The organism is Ruegeria sp., from assembly GCF_965221235.1.
Taxonomy (GTDB): Bacteria; Pseudomonadota; Alphaproteobacteria; order Rhodobacterales; family Rhodobacteraceae; genus Ruegeria.
Window position 1 is genome coordinate 2,971,977 of sequence record NZ_CBDCRS010000004.1, and the last position, 25,684, is coordinate 2,997,660.

The 25,684-nt window shown below is 58.3% G+C and carries 26 protein-coding genes; 14 read left to right on the plus strand and 12 right to left on the minus strand.

All coding sequences use genetic code 11. From position 1 onward, the window contains the following. Positions 1 to 114: 114 nt before the first annotated feature. The 5 genes from ccmA (at position 115) to ACOQOY_RS18140 (ending at position 2,901) form a co-directional block, all read left to right on the plus strand. Positions 115 to 729, plus strand: coding sequence for a heme ABC exporter ATP-binding protein CcmA (gene ccmA / locus ACOQOY_RS18120; protein ID WP_420586738.1), 615 nt, complete (start codon positions 115 to 117; stop codon positions 727 to 729). Then, on the plus strand, positions 726 to 1,382 hold the full coding sequence (gene ccmB / locus ACOQOY_RS18125; RefSeq protein WP_420586739.1) for a heme exporter protein CcmB: 657 nt from the start codon (positions 726 to 728) through the stop codon (positions 1,380 to 1,382). Before ccmA ends, ccmB begins: the two co-directional genes overlap by 4 nt. 61 nt (positions 1,383 to 1,443) lie before the next feature. Then, positions 1,444 to 2,217, plus strand: a complete 774-nt coding sequence (locus tag ACOQOY_RS18130) for a heme ABC transporter permease (RefSeq protein WP_420586740.1) — start codon at positions 1,444 to 1,446, stop codon at positions 2,215 to 2,217. Then, on the plus strand, positions 2,214 to 2,372 hold the full coding sequence (ccmD, locus tag ACOQOY_RS18135) for a heme exporter protein CcmD (RefSeq protein WP_420586741.1): 159 nt from the start codon (positions 2,214 to 2,216) through the stop codon (positions 2,370 to 2,372). The genes ACOQOY_RS18130 and ccmD overlap by 4 nt, the downstream gene beginning before the upstream one ends. After that, the gene (locus tag ACOQOY_RS18140) at positions 2,365 to 2,901 is read left to right on the plus strand and encodes a DsbE family thiol:disulfide interchange protein (protein WP_420586742.1); all 537 of its coding nucleotides are present in this window, start codon (positions 2,365 to 2,367) and stop codon (positions 2,899 to 2,901) included. Before ccmD ends, ACOQOY_RS18140 begins: the two co-directional genes overlap by 8 nt. 116 nt (positions 2,902 to 3,017) lie before the next feature. On the opposite strand, the gene acnA is transcribed toward ACOQOY_RS18140, so the two are convergent. After that, positions 3,018 to 5,708 carry an aconitate hydratase AcnA gene (gene acnA / locus ACOQOY_RS18145; protein WP_420586743.1) on the minus strand — a complete coding sequence of 897 codons (2,691 nt, stop codon included), beginning with the start codon at positions 5,706 to 5,708 and terminating at the stop codon, positions 3,018 to 3,020. A 249-nt stretch (positions 5,709 to 5,957) separates the two neighbouring features. Between acnA and ACOQOY_RS18150 the strand changes: the two genes are divergently transcribed. Beyond that, positions 5,958 to 6,659, plus strand: coding sequence for a DUF1223 domain-containing protein (locus ACOQOY_RS18150; protein ID WP_420586744.1), 702 nt, complete (start codon positions 5,958 to 5,960; stop codon positions 6,657 to 6,659). On the opposite strand, the gene ACOQOY_RS18155 is transcribed toward ACOQOY_RS18150, so the two are convergent. The 4 genes from ACOQOY_RS18155 to purB all read right to left on the minus strand — a co-directional run bounded on the left by ACOQOY_RS18155 (position 6,660) and on the right by purB (position 11,059). Next, positions 6,660 to 7,583, minus strand: a complete 924-nt coding sequence (locus ACOQOY_RS18155; protein ID WP_420586745.1) for a lysophospholipid acyltransferase family protein — start codon at positions 7,581 to 7,583, stop codon at positions 6,660 to 6,662. It abuts the gene before it with no gap. A 91-nt stretch (positions 7,584 to 7,674) separates the two neighbouring features. Continuing rightward, complete coding sequence (locus ACOQOY_RS18160) at positions 7,675 to 8,715, minus strand: flagellar motor switch protein FliG (RefSeq protein WP_420587271.1); 1,041 nt, start codon at positions 8,713 to 8,715, stop codon at positions 7,675 to 7,677. A gap of 116 nt (positions 8,716 to 8,831) precedes the next feature. Further along, the gene (locus ACOQOY_RS18165) at positions 8,832 to 9,374 is read right to left on the minus strand and encodes a tetratricopeptide repeat protein (RefSeq protein WP_420586746.1); all 543 of its coding nucleotides are present in this window, start codon (positions 9,372 to 9,374) and stop codon (positions 8,832 to 8,834) included. Between the two features lie 380 nt (positions 9,375 to 9,754). Further along, positions 9,755 to 11,059: an adenylosuccinate lyase gene (purB, locus tag ACOQOY_RS18170; RefSeq protein ID WP_420586747.1), complete on the minus strand. Its 1,305-nt coding sequence runs from the start codon at positions 11,057 to 11,059 to the stop codon at positions 9,755 to 9,757. Between the two features lie 88 nt (positions 11,060 to 11,147). On the opposite strand from purB, the gene ACOQOY_RS18175 reads away from it, so the two are divergent. From ACOQOY_RS18175 to ACOQOY_RS18185, 3 genes are all read left to right on the plus strand, one after another. Beyond that, on the plus strand, positions 11,148 to 11,480 hold the full coding sequence (locus ACOQOY_RS18175; RefSeq protein ID WP_420586748.1) for a hypothetical protein: 333 nt from the start codon (positions 11,148 to 11,150) through the stop codon (positions 11,478 to 11,480). A 106-nt stretch (positions 11,481 to 11,586) separates the two neighbouring features. Next, positions 11,587 to 12,141 (plus strand): hypothetical protein, encoded by a 555-nt coding sequence (locus ACOQOY_RS18180; protein ID WP_420586749.1) that lies wholly within the window; start codon positions 11,587 to 11,589, stop codon positions 12,139 to 12,141. A 13-nt stretch (positions 12,142 to 12,154) separates the two neighbouring features. After that, entirely contained in the window at positions 12,155 to 12,481 is a 327-nt protein-coding gene (locus ACOQOY_RS18185) for a hypothetical protein (protein ID WP_420586750.1), read from the plus strand. A 57-nt stretch (positions 12,482 to 12,538) separates the two neighbouring features. Here ACOQOY_RS18185 and ACOQOY_RS18190 read toward each other — a convergent pair whose 3' ends face one another. The 3 genes from ACOQOY_RS18190 to dddP all read right to left on the minus strand — a co-directional run bounded on the left by ACOQOY_RS18190 (position 12,539) and on the right by dddP (position 16,245). Then, positions 12,539 to 13,372, minus strand: a complete 834-nt coding sequence (locus ACOQOY_RS18190; RefSeq protein ID WP_420586751.1) for a glycosyl transferase — start codon at positions 13,370 to 13,372, stop codon at positions 12,539 to 12,541. 66 nt (positions 13,373 to 13,438) lie between these two features. Then, entirely contained in the window at positions 13,439 to 14,656 is a 1,218-nt protein-coding gene (locus ACOQOY_RS18195) for an alpha/beta fold hydrolase (protein ID WP_420586752.1), read from the minus strand. Positions 14,657 to 14,901: 245 nt separating this feature from the next. Further along, entirely contained in the window at positions 14,902 to 16,245 is a 1,344-nt protein-coding gene (gene dddP, locus ACOQOY_RS18200; protein ID WP_420586753.1) for a dimethylsulfonioproprionate lyase DddP, read from the minus strand. 123 nt (positions 16,246 to 16,368) lie between these two features. On the opposite strand from dddP, the gene ACOQOY_RS18205 reads away from it, so the two are divergent. After that, a complete protein-coding gene (locus ACOQOY_RS18205; protein WP_420586754.1) occupies positions 16,369 to 17,109 on the plus strand; it encodes a heme-dependent oxidative N-demethylase family protein in 741 nt (246 codons plus the stop codon). A 37-nt stretch (positions 17,110 to 17,146) separates the two neighbouring features. Here the strand turns inward: ACOQOY_RS18205 and ACOQOY_RS18210 are convergent, their stop codons facing one another. Then, positions 17,147 to 18,058: a hypothetical protein gene (locus ACOQOY_RS18210; protein ID WP_420586755.1), complete on the minus strand. Its 912-nt coding sequence runs from the start codon at positions 18,056 to 18,058 to the stop codon at positions 17,147 to 17,149. A 199-nt stretch (positions 18,059 to 18,257) separates the two neighbouring features. Further along, positions 18,258 to 19,055: a lytic murein transglycosylase gene (locus ACOQOY_RS18215; RefSeq protein WP_420586756.1), complete on the minus strand. Its 798-nt coding sequence runs from the start codon at positions 19,053 to 19,055 to the stop codon at positions 18,258 to 18,260. A 176-nt stretch (positions 19,056 to 19,231) separates the two neighbouring features. On the opposite strand from ACOQOY_RS18215, the gene ACOQOY_RS18220 reads away from it, so the two are divergent. After that, the gene (locus ACOQOY_RS18220; protein WP_420586757.1) at positions 19,232 to 20,593 is read left to right on the plus strand and encodes an MFS transporter; all 1,362 of its coding nucleotides are present in this window, start codon (positions 19,232 to 19,234) and stop codon (positions 20,591 to 20,593) included. 52 nt (positions 20,594 to 20,645) lie between these two features. Here the strand turns inward: ACOQOY_RS18220 and glnA are convergent, their stop codons facing one another. Together glnA and ACOQOY_RS18230 are read right to left on the minus strand one after the other, a co-directional pair. After that, a complete protein-coding gene (glnA, locus tag ACOQOY_RS18225) occupies positions 20,646 to 22,052 on the minus strand; it encodes a type I glutamate--ammonia ligase (RefSeq protein ID WP_170325302.1) in 1,407 nt (468 codons plus the stop codon). 32 nt (positions 22,053 to 22,084) lie between these two features. After that, positions 22,085 to 22,423 (minus strand): P-II family nitrogen regulator, encoded by a 339-nt coding sequence (locus ACOQOY_RS18230; RefSeq protein WP_050602105.1) that lies wholly within the window; start codon positions 22,421 to 22,423, stop codon positions 22,085 to 22,087. A 170-nt stretch (positions 22,424 to 22,593) separates the two neighbouring features. Between ACOQOY_RS18230 and ACOQOY_RS18235 the strand changes: the two genes are divergently transcribed. The 3 genes from ACOQOY_RS18235 to ACOQOY_RS18245 are packed head-to-tail and all read left to right on the plus strand — an operon-like array spanning position 22,594 to position 25,636. Next, on the plus strand, positions 22,594 to 24,210 hold the full coding sequence (locus tag ACOQOY_RS18235) for an NAD(P)H-hydrate dehydratase (protein ID WP_420586758.1): 1,617 nt from the start codon (positions 22,594 to 22,596) through the stop codon (positions 24,208 to 24,210). 15 nt (positions 24,211 to 24,225) lie between these two features. Further along, positions 24,226 to 24,510, plus strand: a complete 285-nt coding sequence (locus tag ACOQOY_RS18240; protein ID WP_420586759.1) for a hypothetical protein — start codon at positions 24,226 to 24,228, stop codon at positions 24,508 to 24,510. Between the two features lies 1 nt (position 24,511). Continuing rightward, positions 24,512 to 25,636, plus strand: coding sequence for a porin (locus ACOQOY_RS18245; RefSeq protein WP_420587272.1), 1,125 nt, complete (start codon positions 24,512 to 24,514; stop codon positions 25,634 to 25,636). Positions 25,637 to 25,684 lie beyond the last annotated feature (48 nt).

Genomic DNA, 25,684 nt, shown 5'->3' on the forward strand with positions numbered 1-25,684 from the left:
GCACCAACGGCAGTGGGCTGACCCCTCGCTCCGAAGCCTTCCACAATCGCCTCCAATACAATCTGCGTCAAATCTCGCCTTTTGCCCCTCACGGCAATGAGATAAGCGGGACTCATGACACTGACTGTGACTGATCTTGCCATCGCCCGCGGCGGCGTACCCGTGCTTGAGGGGCTGAGTTTCACGCTACACCCGGGCAAGGCGCTGATCCTGCGTGGTCCAAATGGCATCGGTAAGACGACTTTACTACGTACGCTGGCAGGGTTGCAGCCGCCGTTGGCCGGGCAGATAGAGGGGGCCGAGGATCAGATCGCCTATGCCTCGCATTCTGACGGGTTGAAGCCAACGCTGACCGTGGTCGAGAACCTGACTTTCTGGGCATCGGTCTTTGGGACAAACGCAATCCAGTCTGCGCTGGACGCTTTTGCGCTGAACGACTTGGCCGACCGGCACGCTGGCAACCTGTCGGCTGGGCAGAAGCGGCGGTTGGGGCTCGCGCGGATGCTGGTTACGGGGCGGCCGATCTGGATGTTGGATGAGCCCACCGTGTCGCTGGACAAAAATGCCGTGCAGATGTTCGCCGATGCCGTGCGCGCGCATTTGGGGCAAGGGGGCTCGGCTCTGATCGCCACCCATATCGATCTCGGCTTGGACGGAGATGTTCTGGATGTCGGCCCCAACAAGGCCAAGCCCAAACCCATCGACGATTTCGACGGAGGTTTCCTGTGATCGCTCTGTTGTTGCGCGACCTGAAACTGGCCTTCCGTGCGGGCGGAGGGTTTGGCCTCGGGTTGGCCTTCTTTCTGATTGTTACCGTACTGGTGCCGTTTTCCGTGGGGCCGCAGTCCTCGCTGCTGTCCACCATAGCGCCGGGTGTTCTGTGGCTGGGCGCGTTGCTTGCCTGCCTGCTGTCGCTGGACCGACTGCTGGCGCTGGATTGGGAGGATGGGTCGCTCGACCTGCTGGCCACTGCGCCCCTACCGCTTGAAGCCGTTGTGACCATTAAGGCTCTGGCGCATTGGTTGACCACCGGCCTGCCGCTGGTCATTGCCGCACCCTTTCTGGGCGTGCTGCTAAACTTGCCGGTGCCGGGGTTCTTCTGGCTGGTCATTTCACTGCTAATAGGTACCCCAGCGATGAGCGTCATCGGCACATTCGGAGCGGCCCTGACCGTTGGCCTGAAACGCGGCGGCTTGTTGTTGTCACTGCTGGTCCTGCCGCTATACGTTCCCACCTTGATCTTCGGCGCCGAAGTCGCCCGTCGCGGCGCCACGGGGATGGAGACGCAAACTCCTCTGCTCATGCTGGCCGGGATTACGGCTGCTACCATCGCGCTGCTGCCCTTTGCCAGTGCAGCGGTGCTCAGGATCAATCTGCGGTGAAGCGCCACATCTTTGATTGATGTCAATTGAGAACGAAGCGGACTCAGACTAAATACAGCCCATGAACATCGCAGCCAAAGCCAACGCCCTCTGGGAATATGCCAACCCGCGAAAATTCCTCGCGACCAGTGAACGTGTGTTGCCGGTTTTCTGGATCGCTTCGGCTGTCTGTATCGTTGTGGGGTTGGTGTGGGGCTTCTTCTTCACTCCGGATGACTACAAACAGGGCTCGACCGTCAAAATCATTTACCTGCATGTGCCTGCCGCGCTGATGGCCATCAATTGCTGGCTGATGATGCTGGCGACCTCGTTGGTTTGGCTGGTGCGGCGACATCACGTCAGTGCTCTGGCCGCCCGCGCCGCGGCCCCTGTTGGCATCGTCATGACGCTGATCGCATTGGCGACCGGCGCGATTTGGGGCCAGCCCATGTGGGGAACATGGTGGGCATGGGACCCGCGCCTGACTTCGTTCCTGATCCTGTTCCTTTTCTATCTGGGCTATGTCGCCCTGTGGGAGGCGATCGAAGATCCCGATACTGCTGCCGATCTGACCTCTGTCCTGTGTCTGGTCGGCTCGGTCTTTGCGATCCTCAGCCGCTATGCAGTGAATTTCTGGAACCAGGGCCTGCATCAGGGCGCATCGGTAATGCGCGCGGCCGCAGTGACGGGGGCGGACACCGAAGAGAAGGTCAGCAACATCTATTTCTATCCGCTGCTGCTGTGCATGATCGGATTTGTGCTGCTGTTCATCGCACTGGTCCTGTATCGCACAAACACGGAAATCCGGGCGCGGCGGATCAAAGCGCTGTTGGCGCGTGAAAGGGTGAACGGATGATCCCTGATCTTGGAAAATACGCCGATACGGTTCTGTGGTCCTATGCGGCCTCGATTGCTCTGCTGGTGCTGCTGATTGGATACAGCATCGCCCGCGGGCGCAGGGTTCGGGCCGAGATGGAGAAGATCGAGGAAAGGATGACGCGCAATGGCTAAAATCTCGCCCCTGATGCTGGCACCGCCTTTGATCTTTGGCGCGTTTGCCGTGCTGGCGGGTATTGGAATGTTCCGTGACGATCCCGACGCGTTGCCCTCTGCGCGCGAAGGGCAACCTGCGCCTCCGGTCGTGCTGACTGAGTTTCCGGGCAAAACGATGTTCGACGATGCAACCTTGCGTGATGGCGAGGTAAAGCTGGTCAACTATTGGGCCAGCTGGTGCGCACCCTGCCGTGCCGAGCATCCGAACCTTGAGGCGCTGTCTCAGGAGGGCATCCCGGTCTACGGTATCAACTACAAGGATTCGCTGGGTAATGCCGAGGCGTTCCTGACCGAACTGGGCGATCCTTATGAGTCCATTGGACGCGACGAACAGGGCCGCATGGCGCTGGATTGGGGTCTTTATGGCGTGCCGGAAACTTATGTGATCGACGGAGAGGGGACGATCATCCTGCGCTTTGCCGGGCCGATCACGCAGCGTGTGATCGAAAGCACGATCCGACCAGCGCTGGAAAAAGCAGCGCAATAGTACGGACCATTGCTAAGCGGAGCGTGCCTGCGGCACGCGCTCGATTTTTTGGATGGTGTGGATGACGTCTGCACCACGAAACGAAAAGCCCCGGCGCATTGGCCGGGGCTTTGCTTTTAGCCAGCTTTCGCCAGATTGCGCAGTACGTATTGCAGCACGCCGCCGTTCTCGATGTATTCGATCTCGGGTGCGGTATCTATGCGGCACTTGAGAGTGATGGTCTTCTCAGTGCCATCGCCGAAGATGATGGTGCAGGGGACCTCTTGCAGTGGTTCGACCGAATCCAGACCGTGGATCGAAACGGTCTCATCCCCTTTCAGGCCCAGCGTTTTGCGAGTGTCGCCGCCGGTGAATTCGAACGGGATGACGCCCATACCAACCAGATTCGAGCGGTGAATACGCTCAAAACTTTCGGCGATCACGGCTTTGACGCCCAGCAGTGCTGTACCCTTGGCCGCCCAGTCGCGAGATGAGCCTGCTCCGTATTGCTCACCTCCGAAGACAACCAGCGGAACGCCTTGTTCCTGATAGGCCATCGACGCCTCGTAGACCGAGGTCTGCTGACCGTCGGGGCCTTTGGTATAACCGCCTTCAACGCCATCCAGCATCTCATTCTTGACGCGAATATTGGCGAAGGTGCCGCGCATCATGACCTCGTGGTTGCCCCGGCGTGAGCCATACGAGTTGAACTCACGTGGTTGCACCTGACGGTCTGTCAGATACTTGCCGGCGGGGGTCGTGGTCGCAAACGATCCGGCGGGCGAGATGTGGTCGGTGGTGATCATATCGCCCAGAATCAGCAGAACCTTGGCGCCGTCGATGTTAGAGATCGTCCCTGGCTCGGGTCCCATGCCCTGGAAATAGGGCGGATTCTGGATGTAGGTCGAATTCGGTGGCCAGTCATAGGTTTCCTGCTGCGGAACCTCGACGTTTTGCCATTTGTCGTCGCCCTTGAAGACGTCGGCATATTTCGACTGGAACGCCTCTCGGGTCACGGTTGCTTCGACCAGTTCCGCGATCTCGCTCTGGGTCGGCCAGATGTCCTTCATGTAGACGTCGTTGCCGTCCTTGTCCTGACCAATCGGCTCTGAGGTCAGGTCGATATCCAGTGTTCCGGCCAGGGCGTAGACCACGACCAGCGGCGGCGAGGCCAGATAGTTGGCGCGTACATCTGGCGAAATCCGGCCTTCAAAGTTGCGGTTGCCGGACAGAACCGAGGTGGCGACCAGATCACCTTCGGCGATGGCTTCGCTGATTTCCCTTTGGATCGGACCTGAATTCCCGATACAGGTCGTGCAGCCATAACCGACGAGGTTAAAGCCAATCTTGTCCAGATCTTCTTGGAGACCGGCCGCCTCTAGATAAGCCGACACAACCTGTGAACCGGGGGCCAGCGAGGTCTTGACCCACGGCTTGCGATCCAGACCCAGCGCAGCGGCTTTGCGCGCCACCAGACCGGCCCCGATCATCACATAGGGGTTCGAGGTATTGGTGCAGGATGTGATCGAGGCGATCACGACCTTGCCGGATTCCATCCCATAGTTTTCACCTTTGACCTCGACCTGTTTGCCCATTGGGCGTTTGAAGGTCTCGGCCATTTCTTTGGTGAAGGCAGCCTTGGCATCGGTCAGCGCAACATAGTCCTGCGGGCGTTTCGGACCCGAGATGGCCGGAACGATGGTGCCCATGTCCAGCGACAGCGTGTCGGTGTAGATCGGCGCATAGTTCTCATCGCGCCAGAAGCCGTTTTCTTTGGCATAGGCTTCAACCAGCGCCAGACGATCCTCATCACGGCCCGTGTTGCGCATGTAGCGCAGGGTTTCGCCGTCGATTGGGAAGAAGCCACAGGTCGCACCATATTCAGGGGCCATGTTGGCAATAGTCGCGCGGTCGGCCAGCGGCAGGTGATCCAAACCTGCGCCGTAGAATTCGACGAATTTGCCCACAACGCCCTTTTCGCGCAGCATCTCGACGACCTTCAGAACAAGGTCGGTGCCAGTGGTGCCTTCGACCATGGAACCGGTCAGCTCAAAGCCCACGACCTCGGGGATAAGCATCGAGATCGGCTGGCCCAGCATCGCAGCCTCGGCCTCAATCCCGCCGACGCCCCAGCCGAGAACGGCCATGCCGTTCACCATGGTGGTGTGGCTGTCGGTGCCGACCAACGTATCGGGGTAGGCGACCTCTTCCCCGTTTTGGTCAGTGTCAGTCCAGACGGTCTGGGCCAGATACTCCAGGTTCACCTGATGGCAGATTCCGGTGCCGGGTGGCACGACGCGGAAATTATTAAACGCGTTTTGACCCCATTTCAGGAACTGGTACCGCTCCATGTTGCGTTCGTATTCGCGATCCACATTCATCTGGAACGCACGCGGATTGCCGAACTCGTCGATCATGACCGAGTGGTCGATGACCAGATCGACCGGGTTCAGCGGGTTGATCTTTTGCGCGTCACCGCCCAGACCCTTGATCCCGTCGCGCATCGCGGCCAGATCGACCACGGCCGGAACGCCGGTGAAATCCTGCATCAGCACGCGGGCCGGGCGATAGGCGATCTCACGCGGGTTTTTGCCGCCATTCGCGCCCCATTCACCAAAGGCCTTGATGTCGTCGACCGAAACCGAAAATCCGTCATCCTCGAACCGCAGCATGTTCTCCAACACCACCTTCAACGCGGCGGGAAGTCTGGAAAAATCGCCCAGACCGGCCTGTTGCGCGGCGGGGATGGAATAATAGGAAATGGATTTGCCATTCACGCTCAGGCTGCGGCGTGTCTTGGCGGTATCCTGTCCGACTTTGATGGGCATCTTTTGGCCTCCCTCTCAAATGACGTGAAATGTGGGACTCGCTGACAGATATCTGTATCACGTTTGGGCGTGGTTCAAGCTTTAACGGGTACGTTCTTTTGAATTTTGTATACCATTGCACACATTTTTACGACTCTTTGGTAACCCGGTCTCAAGAAACCTTGATTGGTGGGTGAGGGGCAAAGAGTCTAAACCATTAAGACACCTTATCGATTCCAGATGAAAAAGCTATCAGCCCCGAGGTCAGACATGCTCAGATCCGCCGCCATATTGTCCGTAGTTTCCCTTTTTGCCGCTGCCCCTGTTGCGGCTGAAGGTGATCCGGTGGTGATTGAGCTGTTCACCTCGCAGGGATGTTCTTCCTGTCCGCCAGCCGATGCAATCATGCACGAACTGGCCGAGCGTGACGACGTGATCGGTTTGGCGCTGCATGTGGATTACTGGGACTATATCGGGTGGAAGGACGAATACGCCGATCCCGGCCACACCACCCGTCAGCGTGCCTATGCGCGGCAGGGGGGGCGGTCGATGATCTACACGCCGCAGATGGTGGTGAATGGTCAGCAGGATGTGGTGGGCGCGCAAACGGTTGAGCTGGACCGTCTGATCGAAGCGCATCTTTTGGCCGCACCCGAGGCCTCGGTAACGGCGACGCGGGCGGGCAATGCAGTGACCGTCGACGTCACCCCTGTCGAGCTTCCGGCAGGAGAACGTTATGACGTGCGCCTTGTGCAGTATTCGCCGATGCGCCACGCCTCGATACGCCGTGGAGAGCTGGCCGGGCACGAACTGGATTACGCGAATGTCGTGGAGTCCTGGCAGGTCGCTGGGCAATGGGACGGGGTCGCGCCGCAACAGTTTTCGGCAGAGCTGACCTCGGACTTGCCAGCCGTTGTTCTGGTGCAGCAAGCCGGACACGGGCCGATCGTCGCTGCCACAAGGGTCAAGTGATCAGGGCGTATCCTCGGACCGCGCTTGCATTCTGGTCCAAGCCTTCCAACGGCGGTGAATCCAGAACCACTGGCCCATATGTTGCCGGACGATGCCCTCAAGATCATCATTGGTGAACTGGGTCATCGTCTTGGCATCGGTATGCGGGACCGGGTCGTGCAGGATGATCTCAAAGTCCAGCCCGTTGGGTTGACGCACCGCGTAGCAGGGGATCAGAACCGCCTTGTTCTTGATGGCCAGTTCGGCGTTCAGAACTGATGTCATCGCGGGTTTGCCGAAGAATGTCAGCATCTCACCGCCATAGACATGCAGGTCCGATACGATTGCGATGATGCCGCCCTGTTTGAGCGAGCGCACCATCTCGACCATGCCGCGGCGGCCTTGTTCGAACATGGGCGAGCCGGTTTTGTAGAAGGCGTCAACATACATGTCGTTGAAATACGGGTTCGCCATGCGGCGATAGAGGCAACCGATAGGCTTACCACTCCGCGCTTGCAGCGCGATGCGCGCCGCGAGGTAATGGCCGAAATGGGCAGTGATCATCATCACTGGCCGCCCCTCGGCCACGGCGGCGTCAAACGCGGCGATACCGGGGCCACTGATTTTCGCCTTGCTCTGCCGTTCAGAGAAACCCTCGGGCGAAAAATGCTCCATGATCGCACGGCCCGCATTGTCGGGAACGGCGCGGCAGATGCGTTTGACTTCGGCCTCGGGCAGGTCGGGGCAGGTGAGCTTCAGGTTGTCGCGCACCCGTTTTGAATATCCGATGAAGGGCGCGACGGCGCGGACAATGGCGCCCATGGTTCCGATGCGCCGCTCGTAAGGCAGCAGGCGCATCGCGCGGATCACGCCTTTGAGAAACAGTCCGGTGATGTAGTATGTCCTAAGCTTTGAACGGCTTAGTTCCGACTTTTCGACGGGCATTGATGGGTCTCACCGGCTGTTAAGAGTTGCCGGGTCAGACATACAAGGCACGTCCAGCAACCTCAAGCGTTCGGTTATGCCGTTACCTGCGCTACTCTTCATTCTCCTCTTCGATCAGGGTTATCGCGCCGTCATCGGCAAGGGTTCGGATGGCTCCGACGATCTGAGCCATCGCCCCTTCGGCATCGGCTTGTTTGACCTTGCCGCGCTCGGCCATCTCTTCGCGCAGGTTATCAGCCATGCGGGTCGACATGCTGGTCAACAGAAACTCGGCTGCGACCGTATCATCTTCAGACACCGCCCCGGCCAGAGCAGTCACCAGATCGGCCTGTTCAACGCCACGCAGAACGGCGGGGACATCACGCGGCAATAGCCGGGCAGGGATATGTGCGAAGGTAAAGATCGAGCGGCGCACAACGCTGGCAAAGTCCGAATCCTCTTCATCCAGCGCAGTCAGCAAACCATCTCGGGTCGAGGCCGCCGACTGGTTCAGAATGGCCCCCACCCGCGCACCGGGGCCGTCTGCAAAGGCCTGCGAGGGGCGCTGATCCAGCTGTGCCGCCAACGACCAGCCGATGCGTTCAACGGCCTCGGGCGTCACATTTGCCGTCTTCGATATCGCATAGGTGATGCGCCGCGCAACCGGGCCGGGCAAGTGCCCCAACAGTTCCGCCGCCTTGGCCGTTTCCAGTTTCGACAGCATCACGGCAGCAATCTCGGTGCTTTCTGCTTGCGCCATCGCGGCAAGATCCTCGGTCGGGATTTCGCGCAGACGTTGCCAAGGATCACCGATCTGCCGCACCCCGGCCACCTTACGTAGCCGCGCTGCGGTGGCCGGTGCGATCTTGCCATCGACGGCGTCCAGTGCGCCGGCCAGGCCATGCGGAAAAGACAGGCCGACGCTATCCAGTGCCTCGGCAAATTCCTGCGCTACGGCGTCCAGCGTCACCCGGTCGACCAGACCCATCTGACCCAATTGGTGGGTGAGTTTTTCCTGTAACTCGTCGGGGAGTTCCTCAAGCGGGATATCCGCACCTTCGTTCAGCAATAACCGTACTACGACTGCGGCCTTCTGACGGTTGCTGAGCGTGCGGGGGACAACGCGTGGCGCGTCGTCATTCTGATCGACCATCGGGGATGCCCCCGAAGCCACCTGTACCAATGTGTTTGTATCCTGCATCTGCCTGCGGTGCCAAAGTTACGGTCCACAGGCAGATTACGGAGAGTCGGGTAAAGAAACCCTGAAGCTTAGTAGCTGTAGGTCAGTCCGGTGCGGATTGCCTCGCGCAGGGACGCCTCGGCCCAGGTGCCTTCGCCACCGCGGGCCTTGATCTCGCGCCATTGTTCGATGGCCAGATCGGTGCGGCCTTCGGTAACAAAGCCCTGACCCATATAGCTGCGCGCAAGGATATTGTCAGGGTTGGCCTCAATGGCGTTGGTGTAGAACGCATTTGCCAACTCAAGCTCGCCCATTTTACGGTAGGTGAAACCCCAATAGGTCAGAACGCGGTCATCGTTCTGATCCATGATGCGCAGAATGTTCTGAGCGTTCTCGAGTTGTCCGTCATAAGCCAGCTCGCGCACGGCGTCATACAACTCATCCTGGGTAAAGTTGGTTTTGTTCGGTTTGACACAGCGTCCGGCGTCCTTGTCATAGACACGGCCGAACAGGCATTTCTTGGTTGTGTTCGTCGGCTTTGGCGCGGTGCTGCCGCCACCGCCTGCGGCAAATGCAACAGGTGCGAAGACAAAAGCCTGAAGGGCAATAGCTGAAACTAATACAAGGCGCATTTTCCTACTCCGTTCACTGGGCTGCTCTGATCAAGCATAGCGCGATCTGGTAAAAAGCTAACAATCGAGCTCTCGCTTTTATTCACAAGTAGGAAAGACTTTTTTCAACTGTCGACGATTTTTGCGCAGGTGTGCGTCTCAGAATCCCAATAAGTACCGTCGGCGCAGGATTGGGTTTGCTGGGTATGCGCGCTGCATGCCAACGCAACGGAAGCCGAGCAGCTGAGGGCGAGGGCGCAAATCAGTGTACGGATCATGATGCTTCTCCGAGGCTAGAATATGGTACCAATCATAGCCGAATTTTCGCCATCGGGCAAAAGAACAAGGCCCGGAACGCATCAAGCAAACCGGGCCTGTCGAAGTGTTTGATAGGAAGAGATTTATTCGCCGAACACGCGGGCGAAGATCGTGTCGACATGCTTGGTATGGTAGCCAAGGTCGAACTTCTCTTCGATTTCTTCGGGACTCAGCGCGGCCGTCACATCGGCGTCCGCCAGCAGTTCTTCTTTGAAATCGGTGCGGTGTTCCCAGACCTTCAGCGCGTTACGCTGCACCATGGCATAGGCGTCCTCGCGGCTGACGCCCGCTTGGGTTAGCGCCAGCAGAACGCGCTGGCTCATCACCAGACCGGGGAACTTGTTCATGTTCTCCAGCATGTTCTCTGGGAAGATCAGCATCTTGTCGACCACACCTGTCAGGCGGGCCAGTGCGAAATCCAGCGTGATAGTGGCGTCCGGCCCGATCATGCGCTCGACCGAGGAATGCGAGATATCGCGCTCGTGCCAGAGCGCTACGTTTTCCATCGCAGGGATCACGGCAGCGCGGACCATGCGCGCCAGGCCGGTGAGGTTCTCGGTCAACACGGGGTTTTTCTTGTGCGGCATCGCCGAGGAGCCTTTCTGGCCCATCGAGAAGAATTCAGCGCCTTCGAGCACCTCAGTCCGCTGCATGTGGCGGATTTCGATGGCGATGTTTTCGATGCTGCTGGCGATGACGCCCAGCGTGGCAAAGAAGGCCGCGTGGCGGTCACGGGGGATGACCTGCGTGCTGATCGGCTCGGGCACCAGACCCAGTTTGTCGCAAACATGCTCTTCCACCTGCGGGTCGATATTGGCGAAGGTGCCGACCGCGCCGCTGATCGCACCGGTGGCGATCTCCGCACGAGCATCGCGCATGCGGGACAGGTTGCGGTCCATCTCGGCGTAGAAACGGGCAAAGGTCAGGCCCATGGTGGTCGGCTCGGCATGGATGCCGTGGCTGCGGCCGATGCGAACGGTGTTCTTGTGTTCGATCGCGCGGCGCTTCAGGGCGGCCAGCAGGCCTTCCAGATCGGCGATCAGAAGGTCGGCGGCGCGGGTCAGCTGCACGTTCAGGCAAGTGTCCAGCACGTCCGAGGACGTCATTCCCTGATGGACAAACCGCGCCTCTTCACTGCCCACATGCTCGGCGAGATGGGTCAGAAAGGCGATGACATCATGCTTGGTGACGGCCTCGATCTCATCAATGCGGGCCACGTCAAACTCCACGTCCTTGGCTTTCCACACGGCCTCGGCATTTTCACGCGGGATCACACCCAGATCAGCCATTGCGTCGCAAGCATGGGCTTCGATCTCATACCAGATGCGGAACTTGGTCTCGGGCGACCAGATGGCGACCATGTCGGGGCGGGAATAACGTGGAATCATTGGCGGCGAGACCTTTTTGTGTTTGGGATAGGGCGTTCGCGCGCGGTTTAAACCCGCAGCCCTTGGGGAACAAGGCAGGAGTGCAGGTATGAGACGGTTTGCCCTGATTTTGGCCCTTTGGCCTGAGTTTTTGACCGCTGAAGAGTTCCAAACGCTGACCGGGGACGAGATTCTGGCGGCCCTGACCGGTCAAAAGCTCGATTACGGAGACGGTGTTTGGCAGACCTTCGATGAGGCGATGCTAACCCAGCACTATTCGGGCAGCCCCAGTTCCGGGCGCTGGGCGGTGCGTGACGATCGGTATTGCTCGCTCTGGCCGCCGTCGGATTTATGGGCCTGTTACGACGTTCAGCAAAGCGGGAAGGTGATCCGGTTTGTCGATGACGCTGGCGGTACTACCGACGGCACTTTTGCCGAGTAGAACTCTATTCGGCTTCAATTTCTTTGGTGGCCAATGCGCGGATGCTGGACAAAACCACTTTGCGCAGGCCAATCTGAGTTCAAGGAAATTATCAGGTTATTGAGATATGCGTATTCAATTAAAAACGGCGCTGGCCACGTGTGCCGTGGTATGGCTGGGGACAGCGGCCTTAGCGGACACTCCGGTCACTTATACTGATGCAGGCCGACCGCTGTTCAGCTTTGCAGTTCCCGACTTCTGGGCCGTACGAACCGGTGGCCCGCGCGAGATTGAGGATACTGAACTGGGCGATCTGCGCGCAGTTGCGCGTGTCATGGGCGTTAAGCCGGTCACGGATGACAATGTCTGGATGGGGTTTGTGTCGCCCGCAGGTGTCGCCTCGATTGAAGGCGGGCTGCGTTATCTTGAGGATATCGACAGGTTTCTGGTGAAGGACCCCAGCGTGTCCAGCACCTCGGACACGCGCATCGGCGGTTTGCCAGCGCGGGTGATCCGCGGCACCGGCACCCGCGATGGTCGCGGCATCAATTTTACTGCCACGGTGATCGATCTGCCAAATGGGCGTGTGGCTGTTGTTGTGGCGATCCTGCGCGATGGCGCTGATCCCGCCTTTGTGGATGATCTGAACGCCGTGTTCGCGTCGTTCCGGTCCGCGCAATAAGGGAGAGGGGCAGATGACCAGCAGATTGATCAAGCGCACAGTCCTTGCCTTTGGCCTTGGCGCCGCCAGCCTGACGCTTTCGGCCTGTGACGGGGTCACGGTCGGCGTTGGATATGGGTATGACCCGTTTTACGACTCGATGCTGTGGAACGATTACTACCACGATGTCGATGTGGATATAGACGTAGATCGGCCCGTGCGCCCAAGGCCGCCAGAGGGCAAACCGCCCGCGCGGCCAAAACCGCCAATCGCCAAGCCACCGGCACGACCGCGACCACCCGTAGCCCGGCCGCCTGTGGCGCGGCCACCCATTCACCGCCCGGCCAGACCTCGGCGGTGACATTGACAAGGGGGCAGGCCAAACGGTGGTCTGACCCCCTAGATCAACTATGCGGTATCAGGTGTCCGGCGACGATGGTTCCTGTTCCAGGCTGGCATCTTCCCAAACCCGCTTGACCCATGTTGCAGGCCACATGAATTGCCGCAACGCCTTGAGCTTTCGTTTTGAGCCAAGCGCGCGCTTGATGTGCTGCAAAGGCGGCAGGTGCGGGTTCTTGTCGTTATATTGGCCCAGAATCGCATCCGTCGGATTCAGGCCGCCTGCGAAGATCACGACGCGCGCGTTTTTCGGCTGACGGGGTTCAAGGAAGTAGTTCAGGGGAAAGGCCGGGATACACTCAATCCGGTAATGGCGCACCCATCCCGAAGGCCAGAATTTGATACCATTGGGGGCATTCTTGGTCACGAAATGCTGCTCGAACCGGTATTTGTCGGCGACGCCCTGCGGATCGGCGGCGAACATCTCTTGCAACGACGCGAGCGCGCCGACCGGCATCCGGTAAATCGACGTCTGACCCAGCTTATGCAGCGGTTTCGCGACGTTTCGGGCCAGTACCACATCTTGCTCGTCCCCAAACTCAAAGAACGGATCCAGCGAGCCGGTGATAGCCACATCAAGGTCCATGAACAGGAAAGAGCCTTTTAAATCAGCAAGTTCTTTGGCCCACAAACGGGATTTGGGCCATTTGCCGATGGTGCGCTTGGGCATGAAGCCGGGCATCTCGGGCAGGTCGAAACACTCAATCTCGGGGTCCACGCCCTCGGTTACGTCAGTGAAGGCGACAAACCGGAAAGGAGGGGTAATGTTGGCGCGCACCATCCTGTAAAGACGGTTGATATACGGCGCGCCGTAGGTTGTGCCCCAATTGATACAAACAATCTGCTTTTCCATGTCCGCATGGCTAACAGCCGGTCATAGACGCATCAAGTTTGAAATCTGCTCAGTCGTGTTCCGTATTCAATCCGGCAGCAACTCGGTCGTGATATGGGCTGAGCCTTCCAAGGTACGGTGTACCGGGCATTTGTCCGCGATTTCCAGCAGGCGCGCGCGCTGTTCGGAATCCAGTGGACCAGTCAGGCGGATTTTGCGGCGGAACTGGTCGATCTTACCCTCGCCAGCCAGCCCGGCATCTTGCGCGTGAACTTTATTGTGGCAGACATCGACCGTGATACCGGTCAGAGGCCACCGTTTGCGCCGCGCGTACATGCGGATCGTCATGGACGTACACGCCCCAAGGCCTGAGGACACAAAGCCATAAGGCGACATCCCCTTGTCTGTTCCGCCATAGGACTCGGGCTCGTCCGCCACGGCATGATGGCGCGGACCAGACTGGATGTCTTGCAAAAAGCCTGAGGGGTCGGCTTCGCTTACGCGCACCACGCCCTCGGGTGCGCCCGGCGGTGGTGCAGGTGGGCAAAGCGGGACATAGCGCGTGATCCATGCCGCGATAACATCCGCTGCATATTCTGCGTCCGACGCCCGTGTGATCAGGTGGTCGGCATCGTCCAGCGTGACAAAGCTTTTGGGATGTTTGGCGGCCAGAAAGATATCGCTGGCATTGTCGATGCTGACGGTTTCGTCCAGCGGTGCGTGCAGGATCAGCAGCGCGGCCTTCAGATCGGCAATTGCAGGGGTCAGGGCGGATTCGGCGATGTCATCGACAAAGGCCTTGCCAATACGGAAGGGCCGACCACCAAGCATGACCTCGGCTGAGCCGTCCTGTTCGATCTGTGGCAGGGCGTCGGTAAAATGGTGCGACACGTGTCCCGGATCGGCAGGTGCGCCCAGCGTCACCACCGCCTTGACGCTGGGAATGCCGGCACGTGCGCGCAGAACCGCGGCGCCGCCCAGCGAATGCCCAATCAGCAGGGCAGGGGCCATGTTGCGTCCGGCAAGATAGTGCGCGGCGGCAATCAGATCCTCGACATTCGAAGTGAAGGTGGTGTTGGCGAATTCTCCGCCCGAATGCCCCAGGCCGGTGAAGTCGAACCGCAGCACGGCAAACCCCATCGCGGCCAGACGGGCGGCGATGCGGCGGGCGGCGGGAATATCCTTGGAGCAGGTAAAACAATGCGCAAACAAGGCGGTCGCCAGCACCGGCCCGTCCGGAAGATCCAGTCGGGCAGCCAATTGATTGCCGTCGTGACCGGCAAAGGTGATGCGTTCGGTGGGCATGGGTATTCCTTGCGTATCGGGATGGGACCAATACTGTGTGCTTCGGCCCGGGGGCTCAACCCCATTGTAAGAAGCGTCACGAGAAGGTGAGTGAAATGAAGATCTTCAACCGTAATTCGACCTGATATTCCGATCACAGAGTGTGATGGCGCAGTCGTAAGGCATTTGTTTCGCCAATGGGCTGCGCGACTTTCCCTCGCTGCGATTGGGTTGGCAGAAGTGGGTATTTGGTCCGTGTTGAGGCTTTAGTCCCGACCCATCAACTGCCGATCAAACGGATAGGTGGTGAGGTTTTCATACCCGTCCTCGGTGATAAGAACCTGATCTTCCAGCTTGATTGAAAAGTCGCCGCCAACCTCGCCAACGGCTGCCTCGACACACAGGACCATACCGGGTTCCAGCGGATAGTCATATGCGCCCGCCACCGCCTGATCCGGGTAAGCGACCAAAGGCCATTCATCGCACAGGCCGACGCCGTGCATCAGGCACCCGTATTTCTGCGCCTGAAACTTATCGTCCAGCTTGTGGGTGTTGGCGGTCAGTTCAGGGATCATTACTCCGGGTTTCAGCATCTCCATGTTGGTCATGATGTGCTCATGCGCGTGTTGCATGGCATAGATCATGTCTGGGCGGGGTTTCTCATCGCCAATCCACCACGTACGCGAGATGTCGACGCAGATGCCGTATGAGCCAATCAGGTCGGTATCAAAGGCAATGATCTCGTTTCTCTGCGTGATCCTTGGCCCGCATTCCTGAAACCACGGGTTTGTGCGCTGGCCCGAGGCCAACAGGCGCGTCTCGATCCATTCACCTCCGCGGCGGATGTTTTCAGCGTGCAATACAGCCCAGATGTCATCCTCTGAGGTCTTGCCGTCGCCAACATTGGCGCGGGCGAATTTCTCCATCTCGGCAACGGCGGTTTCGCAGGCATGGCTGGCGCAACGCATGGCGAGAATCTCATCCGGTCCTTTGATGGCGCGGGTCTTTTCGGTGAGCTCCTCTCCGTCCATGATCTCGAACCCTTGCGCCTCAAGCGCGCGCAGGCCGTGCAGCATGATCTTGTCGACGGCCAGACGTTTGTTGCCGCCGCCATGTTCCTCGATCAGCACCCGGATTTCGTTCGAGAGCACATCGGCTGCCACATCCACCTTGTCGCCCCGATCGAAATAGAACAGATCCGCGCCCGAGCGCTGTTCCCGCACCAGCGGGTTGAATGTCGAAAGAAAGGGCGAGTTCTTATAGTCCCAGATGACCATATAGCCGTCGGCACAAAGTAATACGGCGCGGAACGGGTTATGGGTGTTCCACAGCTGCATATTGGTGCTGTCGGTCGCATAGCGGATGTTCAACGGATCGAACAATAAAACCCCGCCATAGCCGCGATCCACGACGGCTTGGGTCAAGCGTTTCCAGCGGTATTCACGCATCCTTGCCAGATCAGGGAGGCTCAGCCCAGCGGCTTGCCATTCGGCAAACGCCAGCTGGGTCGGGCCGATCTCGATCCGGTCATTGTCGTTCGGAGTGCCGTCGCCAAGCGTTGCACCCTTGTTCGGATCTATCTTGCGTGCATCGCGGTAATGCTTGTTCATGTTGGCCCTCCCTGCCTTGTGGCCAACCGTGAAGATGCATTGCCGCACCGTCTAAAATATTTGCGACTGCGCGTAAGTCGCTTTTTGACCGACAATATTGCAGTCAGGTGATAGGCCGGGTGTATGACGATCCTTCAGACCTCACTTCCCTATGATCCCCTAGCGCCAAAACCCTTGCCGGGCATTCAACCCGGCAGCATGAATGAATGGCTGCATTGCGATGAGGCCTTTGCCGCGCAAATGCAGCGCCGAGCGGCGTTGTTGGCGGAAAGACGAGCAGACGTTCTGGCGCTGCACCCGGACGCCAAACCAGCCGCGCAGGAGTTGCTGGAGCTTGTCCTGCACCAGACCTATCCCGATTGCTCGGACAAAGTCACCCGTCCGGATGGGCAGAAGGTCGATATCGACCGCAGCCGCCCGCTGGATACGCTGTGCCATCTGGTGCAAGAGGATTTCTGTATCCTTCAGAAGCACGGGGATGAGCATGTTCTGACCGGGGCGATCCTGTGTTTCCCGGCCAGTTGGCGCCTGTCCGAGAAATTCATGCGTCCGCTGATTGATATTCACATTCCGGTCGCTAGCTACGACACCAACATCGCCCGCCGCGTTCAGCGTTTGTTTGACGGGATACAGCCGGACCGACCTTTGTGGCGGTTCAATGCGCTGTGGTACGAAGATGCGGAATTGCACCAGCCGCGCAGCGCCAGCGAACCGCGCGAGAAAAAAGATCCCGGCAAAACTCAGTACCTGCGCAGTGAGCGGCAGACATTGCTGCGTCTGCCCGAAACGCGGGCCGCGGTCTTTTCGATCCATACTTATGTGCTTGCGGCACAGCATGTGCTGAAAATGGAAAACCCCGCCTGATGGCGGGGCCTCCAAGGAGGGTCTTAGGAGTGTGCTGTTACATGCCCAACGCGTTCGCGACGCCTGCGAATGCTCCGCTTGTGCTGAGAGCGGAGATTGCGACGGTATAGGCAAGCACCTGAGTGTTCAGGCGAAAGTCTTCGCCCTTGATCAGGTTCACAGCGGCCATGGAGGCCGCGATCGGAACTGACACACTAGCCACGGCACCCGTAAGTCCCCAGCTGCTCAGCCGGAGAATATCGCTTGGTCTGTCGTGGTCGAGGGGGGGTGTGTCTTCCCGATCCTGCTGCTGCTCGATAGGATCTGTCCGGAAGGCGATGCTGAGCAACTGCTCATCCGAAAGCTGGATCGGCCGGGCTGCATGTGTCTGCGCCTCTTTTTGTGGCTCATCCAGGTCCTCTGCTTCAGGAATCTCCAGCCCCGCGAACGGGCCTGTTACTGCCTCGAAAATCTGTTTCCTGCCTCGTGGTTTGGAGGGGGTCAGCGTGTCAAACGCACTCATGAATTGCTCAATGGTCAGAACAGTATTGGGCGACAGCCACTCAACCCGTTTCGTCGCGCAGATATCAACCATCCGGTAGAGAGTGACCACCAGCATCAGCTCGGATATTTCGCTGTCATCCAGCAGAGGCGATACCGGAGTGATGGTGATCGTCAGCCGGTTCTGCGGCAATCTTACGATTGGTTTTTGCGCGGTCTTCAGGCCAGCTGCGCGGTCCATGCGTTCAAACCGGGCTTCGGTTCCAACCACATGCGTGTCCAGCGTCAGCCGTACCAGATACTGGCTTGATACGATGCTGGCTTCTGTGGTGCTCAGCTCGTTCTTGCGCTCGATCAGGTGGCCATAGTCCTGCAACGTTGCTGCAACGATGTCGCTGAAGCGCTCAATCGCGCCTTCGGCATCACCGTCGAATTGCAGACCACCATGATAACTGTGCTTCGGAGTCACCGCACTGTCCCTTGTCGCATGTTCTTCTGACAACCAAGTTAACAAGCGATGTGGGGCAGAATTGGGCGAAAAAGGAAAAAAATCACAAATCGAAAGGATTGATTACGCTTTGGAAACCAAGGCATTTTCGGGGCCGTTTAACGTTCGTGGCAATAATGTGGCTGGAATTGGGAGCGATCACGTAAACCGCGCGGCCCTCTTATCCGTCGATTCGTGCGGCCATGATCGCGATGGATTGCTGATAGACAGTGGCGGCGTTCCATTGCTGGATCACGGCGAAGTTTGGTTGACCCTGCTGGTAGCCGCGCCCCGGTTTCCAGCCCTTTTTGCGTAGAAAATTGGCCGTTGAGGCCAGCGCGTCCGTCATATTGTAGAAATCGACCTGTCCGTCGCCTGTGGCGTCGACTCCATAGGTCAGGGCGTTGCCGGGCAGAAACTGAGTGTGGCCAAGCTCGCCATGTTTTGCCCCTTTTGTGGCCGTCGTAATGCTGCCTTGATCCACCAATTTTAGTGCTCCGATCGCATGGGGGATGAAGAATTCGGACCGACGGCAATCGTACGCAAGTGTTGTGATTGCAGAAACCACTTGACTATCGCCCATAAAGTTACCGAAGCCCGTTTCCATCCCGTGAATCGCAATCAACACCCCGGCGGGGACGCCATATTGGCGTTCCAGTGCGGCGTAAAACTGGGGGTTTCGGGCCTTACGCTTGCGCCCCTGCGCCACGATTGTATCGGCACCGCGGACCCGCATGAACTTGTCCAGCGAGTATTTGAAGCTTTTCTGATTTCGGTCAGCGGCAATTGTGCGGGTGGCATATTGGCTCTGCGCCAGCGCTTGCAGGCCTCTCTTTTTTACTCCGGCCTTGCGGGCCTGTTTTGCAAAGCTCTGCTTCCACGTCTCAAAGCCTGCGCTTGTGTTGCCGCAGGAGGCGGCCAAACCGGAAGAGGCGATGGAAATGACCAGTGCCGCTATCGGACCAACGATGAGTTTCATGTACCGCTCGCTTTCGTTCTGATGACCGTTTTCATTACGATAACCGGCCTGTTGTTTGCATAGAAGTGAAATGAGCACACAACGCGGACGCCCGCCGGGATCACGCCAGCCTTGACCGGGCTTTCCCGCCGCGTGTTCAATAAGAGAGAATTCAGTTGGTTAAAGGTGGATTGCCCATGAGCACGGATGGAAGCAGACGCTGGTGGATACTCGGGGCAATGGGCGCAATCCTTGGGGTCATCCTGCTGGATGAGACTGTTGTGGGGGTGGCGCTGCCGACGATCCAAAAGGATATCGGCCTCAGCAGCCTTGAGGCGCATTGGGTCGTCAATATCTACCTGCTGGTGCTTGCGGCGTTGGCAGGCGCGGCGGGGCGGCTCGGCGACATCGTTGGGACGCGCGCCCTTGTTGTGGGTGGTTTGCTGCTGTTTGGGCTTGCGTCTTTTGCGGCCGGATTTGCCCAAAGCGGAACAGCCCTTGTGGTTGCCCGGGCGGTGCAGGGGGTCGGGGCCGCGGCGATCTTTCCTCTGTCTCTGGTTCTGGTGTCCATGTCCTTTGACGAAGCTGACAGAGGAATGGCGCTGGGGATATATGGTGCCATCGGGACCAGCTTTCTGGCGCTGGGGCCGGTCGTTGGTGGCCTGCTGACCGACTACCTGTCCTGGCGATGGATCTTCTGGATCAACCCTCCGATCGTTTTGGTCGTAGCCTGCATCACCTGGATACTCTGGCGCGATCCGCCGCATCGGGATGAATCCGGGTTTGACTGGGCCGGGCTGCTGTTGCTGGTCGGAGGGCTGGGTCTGACCGTGTTCGGCATCATGGAAGGCCCCGAGCGCGGCTGGGGCCGGCTAGACGTGCTGGTGCCGTTGATCCTTGGCATTGCAATGTTGATTCTCCTGGTGGTCACGGAACTGCGCGTAAAGGCCCCGCTGATCGCGATGCGGCTTTTTTCAAACGGGACATTTGCGGCCTCGAACATGATCGTGTTGCTGGCGCAGTTCGTGAAGATCGCCACGTTTGTCTTTGGCGCGATGTATTTTCAGACCGTTGTCGGGCTGTCCCCGCTGATGTCCGGCGTTGCCTTGTTGCCAGCCGTTGTACCTCCGGTTCTGACGGCGGCCTTTGCTGGAAAAGCGGCGGACCTCTATGGCACGCGATTGCCGTCTTTGGGCGGAGTTCTTGGAACGCTGATCGGGCTGATTTTCATGGCGATCGGCATGCAGGCGGGTGTGAACCTGTTCGTGTATGCCGGGCTGCTGCTATCCGGTACCGCGATTTCGTTCCTGTTTGTGCCACCGCAACGCGCGGTCATGATGTCGGTTCCAATGGGAATGCAGGGGCAGGCAGGGGGCATTGTCCTCAGCAGCCAATTGTTGGGCGGGACGTTCGGAATGGCGATTTGCAGCACGACCTATGCCATGACCGGGTCATTTCAGTCGGTGTTCTGGGTTACAGCCGTCTTTTCCGCCGTGATCCTGATCTATGCCTATCTGGCCCTGGCACAAACCGACCCGGCACGGACCGAGACCGCCTGAACGAAGAAGGGCGCCCCGATGGGACGCCCTGAATCTTGGGATACAGCCTGACTTAGCAGCTGTAGTACATGCCGTACTCAACAGGGTGCGGCGTATGCTCGTAGGTTTCGACCTCTTCCATCTTCAGTGCGATGTAGCCGTCGATCTGGTCTTTGGTGAACACGTCGCCCTGCAGCAGGAAGTCGTGATCGGATGCCAGAGCTTCTAGAGCCTCACGCAAGCTGCCGCAAACGGTCGGGATGTCGGCCAGTTCTTCGGCAGGCAGATCGTACAGGTTCTTGTCCATGGCTTCGCCCGGATCAATCTTGTTCTTGATGCCATCCAGACCGGCCATCAGCAACGCGGCAAACGCCAGGTAGGGGTTTGCGGCTGGGTCGGGGAAGCGAGCCTCAACGCGCTTGGCTTTCGGGCTTTCGGTCCACGGAATACGTACACAACCTGAACGGTTACGGGCCGAGTAGGCGCGCAGAACGGGGGCCTCAAAACCGGGGATCAGGCGCTTGTAGCTGTTAGTCGCCGGGTTGGTGAAGGCGTTCAGTGTTTTGGCGTGCTTCAGAATGCCGCCTATGAAGTACAGCGCTTCGTCCGACAGGTCGGCGTATTTGTCGCCAGCGAACAGAGGCTTGCCGTCTTTCCAGATCGACATGTTCACGTGCATGCCGGTGCCGTTGTCACCCGCGATCGGCTTCGGCATGAAGGTCGCCGATTTGCCGTAGGCGTGTGCAACGTTGTGGATGACGTATTTGTACTTCTGCAGCTCGTCGGCTTGCTTGGTCAGGCTGTCAAAGATCAGACCCAGCTCGTGCTGGCAGGACGCAACCTCGTGGTGGTGCTTGTCGACCTTCATGCCCAGACGTTTCATGGTCGACAGCATTTCGGAACGCAGGTCTTGCGCTTCGTCGATCGGGTTGACCGGGAAGTAACCGCCCTTGACGCCCGGACGATGGCCCATGTTGCCCATCTCGTACTCGGTGTCGGTGTTCCACGATGCGTCAGTTGCATCAACTTCGTAGGATACTTTGTTGATGCTGTTCGAGAAACGAACGTCGTCAAACAGGAAGAATTCGGCTTCGGGGCCCATGTAGGCGACGTCACCGATGCCGGATGCTTTCAGGTAAGCTTCGGCTTTCTGAGCGGTGCCGCGCGGGTCACGCTCATAGGCTTCGCCGGTGTCGGGCTCAACAACCGAGCAGTGCACGCAGATGGTTTTTTCTGCATAGAACGGATCGACATAGGCGCTGTCGGTGTCGACCATCAGCTTCATGTCGGATGCTTCGATCGACTTCCAGCCCGCGATGGACGAACCGTCGAACATGAAGCCTTCTTCCAAGAAGTCTTCGTCGACCTGATCGGCCATCAGGGTCACGTGCTGTAACTTGCCGCGCGGATCGGTGAAACGAACGTCGACGTATTCGGCGCCTTCGTCCTTGATCAGCTGAAGAACTGCGTCCTTGCTCATTCTCTATGTTCCTCTGATTTGAGTGTGTTCGATTACAGGGCGTCCGAACCGGTCTCGCCGGTACGGATGCGAATGGCTTGTTCGACGGGTGAGACGAAGATTTTACCGTCGCCGATCTTGTCGGTTTTGGCGGCCGAGACGATGGCCTCGATGGCGGCGTCAACCTGATCGTCGTCCAGCACGACCTCGACCTTCACTTTGGGCAGAAAGTCGACGACATATTCCGCGCCGCGATAGAGTTCCGTATGACCTTTCTGACGGCCAAATCCTTTGACCTCGATCACGCTGAGACCCTGGACGCCGACGTCCTGAAGGGCCTCTTTCACTTCGTCCAGTTTGAACGGTTTGATGATCGCTTCGATCTTCTTCATACCGGGCTCCCTTTAACTCTTGTCAGGATGGCACTGACCACGTCTAAGATCGGGCGGCAATCTGATTGCGAAAATGGTCGCGCTCATGTGCGGAGAAAATAGGCGGCAGGTGAAATTTTGATCGACTTGCACAAAAAGTAGTCAGAATTGAATCGCCCGGGGAATTTGAGATGACGGAATTGCTGACAGCGGCCCAGATGCGGGCCATCGAACAGGCCGCGATTGAGTCCGGAGGCGTGACCGGACTGGAGTTGATGGAGCGGGCCGGGCTGGGCGTTGTCGCAGCGATTTTCGAAGAGTGGCCAGAGTTGGCGAAATCCTCGGGCAGAGCTGTAGTTCTGTGCGGGCCGGGGAACAATGGCGGGGACGGGTTTGTTGTTGCCCGACTGCTGAAAGAGTGGGGATGGGCGGTCGAGGTTTTTCTGTATGGCGATCCAGAAAAACTGCCGCCGGATGCGCGAGTGAATTATGAGCGGTGGCTGGAATCAGGTAGCGTTTCTCCTTTGCCCGAGGGATTTTGGTTGCCGAGATGCGATCTACATGTTGATGCCTTGTTTGGGACGGGGTTGAAACGATCAATTTCTAGTAAAATTTCCTACTCATTGTCCTATCTTAATAAGAGCCATCCGCACTTTGTTTCGGTCGCGGTGGATATCGTCTCCGGCATATGTGCCGATAGTGGCCGCCCGATTGGCGTTTCGGGCAACGCAGATTTGACCGTCACTTTCCATCGAGCAAAAGTCGGTCACTACTTGGGTCAGGGGAGCGAGCGTTCGGGACGCATTGTCGTTAAGGACATCGGCCTGCCTGGGAGTAGTTTCGCAGCTGTTGCTGACCTGTTCGCCTATTTGAATGATCCGGCAATAAACCACATTAGTGCAGAAGAAATTAAGGACACGAGAGAAGAGGCCGACCGCAATATTAAGGCGATCACAACGCTGGCGAAATCGTCAAACGTGAATATTAAGAAAAGTAATGGCCAAAAATTCTCGCACGGACACGCCCTGATCCTCTCTGGTGGCGCGGGCAAAACTGGCGCGGCGCGTTTGGCAGCCCGAGGCGCTCTTCGGATTGGTTCTGGGCTTGTGACATTAGGAGTTCCTCCGTCCGCCCAAATGGAGGTCGCATCGCAGGTGACGGCCATTATGCTGCAGCGGGTTGAAGGTGCGGATGGGTTTTCCGATGTTTTGCAGGATGCACGGCTGAACGCTCTCTGTCTTGGGCCCGGCCTTGGGGTCGACCGCGCGCGAGAACTGGTGCCGGTGGCTCTCGCAGCCGAGCGGGCGACGGTTCTGGATGCGGATGCACTGACGGCTTATGCAGATGACCCCTCGGACCTGTTTGCGAAGCTGCATGAGAATTGTGTTCTGACTCCGCATGGGGGTGAGTTCGCGCGGCTGTTCCCTGACGTTGCCGAAAAACTGGGCGCTGTGCCCACCAAAGGTCCGGCATATTCCAAGGTGGACGCTACGCGCGAGGCGGCAAAACGGGCAGGGTGTGTGGTACTGTTCAAAGGGCCGGATACGGTTATCGCCGCTCCGAACGGTCAGTGTTCGATCAATGCGGCCCTGTATGAGCGCGCAGCTCCGTGGTTGGCGACGGCAGGCTCAGGCGATGTTCTGGCCGGGTTCATCACTGGCCTTCTGGCTCGTGGTTTTGGTGCCATGCAAGCGGCGAAAACGGCGGCTTGGCTACATGTGGAATGCGCGCGCGCTTTTGGGCCGGGTTTGATCGCCGAGGATTTGCCTGAGCAGCTTCCCAATGTGTTTAAAGAATTAAATATATGATTATTTGAGCGACTTTTGGCCGATCACGCCCGCGCTCGGCGGCAAATGGCCGATGCGCGCACGGCGACGCCACTGCAAGTGTTTGCAACACGTCTGGCCCAGAGCGAGACTTCTTACAGAGCAAAGCTCTGGCTGCGAAGAGTCGCAGGCAATTCATTGATTAAAAAGGGGGAATTTTCTGCCGTCAGATGCCTGTTTGGCTGCGTAGTGATGTTGGAAATGCATCAAGTAGGGTCGCCGTTTTTTATGGTGATCTGTGTGAGCTTCTCGAGCGGACGCTGGAAACTTCAAAGTGAGTGATATGACCCACAAGCTGAAACTGTCTTCGGTTGCCATAGTACTGGGGGCCACAACTGCTGCGCCGGCAATGGCAGAATTGAAATACGAAAATAACAGCGGTGGCTATGTGCAGCTATACGGGCAGTTCGACCCGGTGATAGTATCCGTTGATGACGGGGCAGAAACTGAAACTCGGCTGCTGGACAACGATCTGTCAAACAGCCGTGTTGGTTTGCGCTTGATGCAGCCATATGGTGCCAATGAATTCATGTTCCGGTTCGAAACTGGCTTGGGGTTGCCGAGCACCGGCAGTGCCAACCAGAATGGCACCAACACCAATGGCTGGACACGGGAAGACATTCGACACGTAGATTTCTCGCTGAAAGGCGGCTACGGTAAATTCTCAGCTGGTCAGGGCAGCATGGCTTCGGATGGGGCCGCTGAAACTGACCTGTCCTACGTCGGTACGGCGCTGTATTCGTTCACGAACGATGAAAACGGCGCTTTCTTCTATCGCGATACAATTGGTGTTCTGAGTGGCATCACTGTCGGAGACTCGGCCAGCAACTTTGATGGCGGGCGCCGGGGGCGAATTCGCTATGATACGCCGGATTTTAACGGCTTTTCGGCGGGCATAGCTTATGGTCAGAACATCCTGTCCAGCAGCGATGACGACGACTATTACGACATCGCGCTGAAGTATAGAAACACCTTCTCTGGTGGTGTCGAGTTTGCGGCCACGGTAGCTTATGCCGTGCGTGATTTTGACGGCGTTTCGGGCGAACAAAAGGATACGATCGGGTCCGCTTCGGTTCTGTTGCCCAGCGGTTTCAGCTTCACGGCCGCATTAGGCTCGCGGGATGATACCTCCACGGGGGCCAGCGATCCAGACTATTGGTATGCTAAGCTGGCCTATGAAGGGGACTGGGTGTCCTGGGGAAAAACCGGCGTCGGCATCGACTATTTTGACGGATCGGATTTCGAAAATACCGGCTCCAGCACTAAGGCGTGGGGCGTCGCCGTTGTGCAGCGGATCGACAGCGTTAATACAGATGCATACCTGAAGTATCGCAGTCACGATTTCGATGACACGGTCAATTTCGACAAGAACGAAGCCTGGGTTCTGGGCGCTCTTTGGAAGTTCTGATCCGGGGCTAACGTTGGAACACGCGCTCCGGTCTTTTCCGGGGCGCTT

What these genes read in the sequence shown, in the direction of transcription:
- ACOQOY_RS18190 (WP_420586751.1), bottom strand. Translation starts at nt 13,372, where the DNA reads ATGGAAAAGCAGATTGTTTGTATCAATTGGGGCACAACCTACGGCGCG.
- ACOQOY_RS18160 (WP_420587271.1), bottom strand. Translation starts at nt 8,715, where the DNA reads ATGGTCGATCAGAATGACGACGCGCCACGCGTTGTCCCCCGCACGCTC.
- ACOQOY_RS18235 (WP_420586758.1), top strand. Translation starts at nt 22,594, where the DNA reads ATGACGGAATTGCTGACAGCGGCCCAGATGCGGGCCATCGAACAGGCC.
- ACOQOY_RS18215 (WP_420586756.1), bottom strand. Translation starts at nt 19,055, where the DNA reads ATGAAACTCATCGTTGGTCCGATAGCGGCACTGGTCATTTCCATCGCC.
- dddP (WP_420586753.1), bottom strand. Translation starts at nt 16,245, where the DNA reads ATGAACAAGCATTACCGCGATGCACGCAAGATAGATCCGAACAAGGGT.
- ACOQOY_RS18185 (WP_420586750.1), top strand. Translation starts at nt 12,155, where the DNA reads ATGACCAGCAGATTGATCAAGCGCACAGTCCTTGCCTTTGGCCTTGGC.
- ccmD (WP_420586741.1), top strand. Translation starts at nt 2,214, where the DNA reads ATGATCCCTGATCTTGGAAAATACGCCGATACGGTTCTGTGGTCCTAT.
- ACOQOY_RS18165 (WP_420586746.1), bottom strand. Translation starts at nt 9,374, where the DNA reads ATGCGCCTTGTATTAGTTTCAGCTATTGCCCTTCAGGCTTTTGTCTTC.
- ACOQOY_RS18180 (WP_420586749.1), top strand. Translation starts at nt 11,587, where the DNA reads ATGCGTATTCAATTAAAAACGGCGCTGGCCACGTGTGCCGTGGTATGG.
- ACOQOY_RS18195 (WP_420586752.1), bottom strand. Translation starts at nt 14,656, where the DNA reads ATGCCCACCGAACGCATCACCTTTGCCGGTCACGACGGCAATCAATTG.
- purB (WP_420586747.1), bottom strand. Translation starts at nt 11,059, where the DNA reads ATGATTCCACGTTATTCCCGCCCCGACATGGTCGCCATCTGGTCGCCC.
- ACOQOY_RS18230 (WP_050602105.1), bottom strand. Translation starts at nt 22,423, where the DNA reads ATGAAGAAGATCGAAGCGATCATCAAACCGTTCAAACTGGACGAAGTG.
- ACOQOY_RS18220 (WP_420586757.1), top strand. Translation starts at nt 19,232, where the DNA reads ATGAGCACGGATGGAAGCAGACGCTGGTGGATACTCGGGGCAATGGGC.
- ACOQOY_RS18130 (WP_420586740.1), top strand. Translation starts at nt 1,444, where the DNA reads ATGAACATCGCAGCCAAAGCCAACGCCCTCTGGGAATATGCCAACCCG.
- ACOQOY_RS18205 (WP_420586754.1), top strand. Translation starts at nt 16,369, where the DNA reads ATGACGATCCTTCAGACCTCACTTCCCTATGATCCCCTAGCGCCAAAA.
- glnA (WP_170325302.1), bottom strand. Translation starts at nt 22,052, where the DNA reads ATGAGCAAGGACGCAGTTCTTCAGCTGATCAAGGACGAAGGCGCCGAA.
- ACOQOY_RS18175 (WP_420586748.1), top strand. Translation starts at nt 11,148, where the DNA reads ATGAGACGGTTTGCCCTGATTTTGGCCCTTTGGCCTGAGTTTTTGACC.
- ACOQOY_RS18150 (WP_420586744.1), top strand. Translation starts at nt 5,958, where the DNA reads ATGCTCAGATCCGCCGCCATATTGTCCGTAGTTTCCCTTTTTGCCGCT.
- acnA (WP_420586743.1), bottom strand. Translation starts at nt 5,708, where the DNA reads ATGCCCATCAAAGTCGGACAGGATACCGCCAAGACACGCCGCAGCCTG.
- ACOQOY_RS18245 (WP_420587272.1), top strand. Translation starts at nt 24,512, where the DNA reads ATGACCCACAAGCTGAAACTGTCTTCGGTTGCCATAGTACTGGGGGCC.
- ACOQOY_RS18155 (WP_420586745.1), bottom strand. Translation starts at nt 7,583, where the DNA reads ATGCCCGTCGAAAAGTCGGAACTAAGCCGTTCAAAGCTTAGGACATAC.
- ACOQOY_RS18140 (WP_420586742.1), top strand. Translation starts at nt 2,365, where the DNA reads ATGGCTAAAATCTCGCCCCTGATGCTGGCACCGCCTTTGATCTTTGGC.
- ccmA (WP_420586738.1), top strand. Translation starts at nt 115, where the DNA reads ATGACACTGACTGTGACTGATCTTGCCATCGCCCGCGGCGGCGTACCC.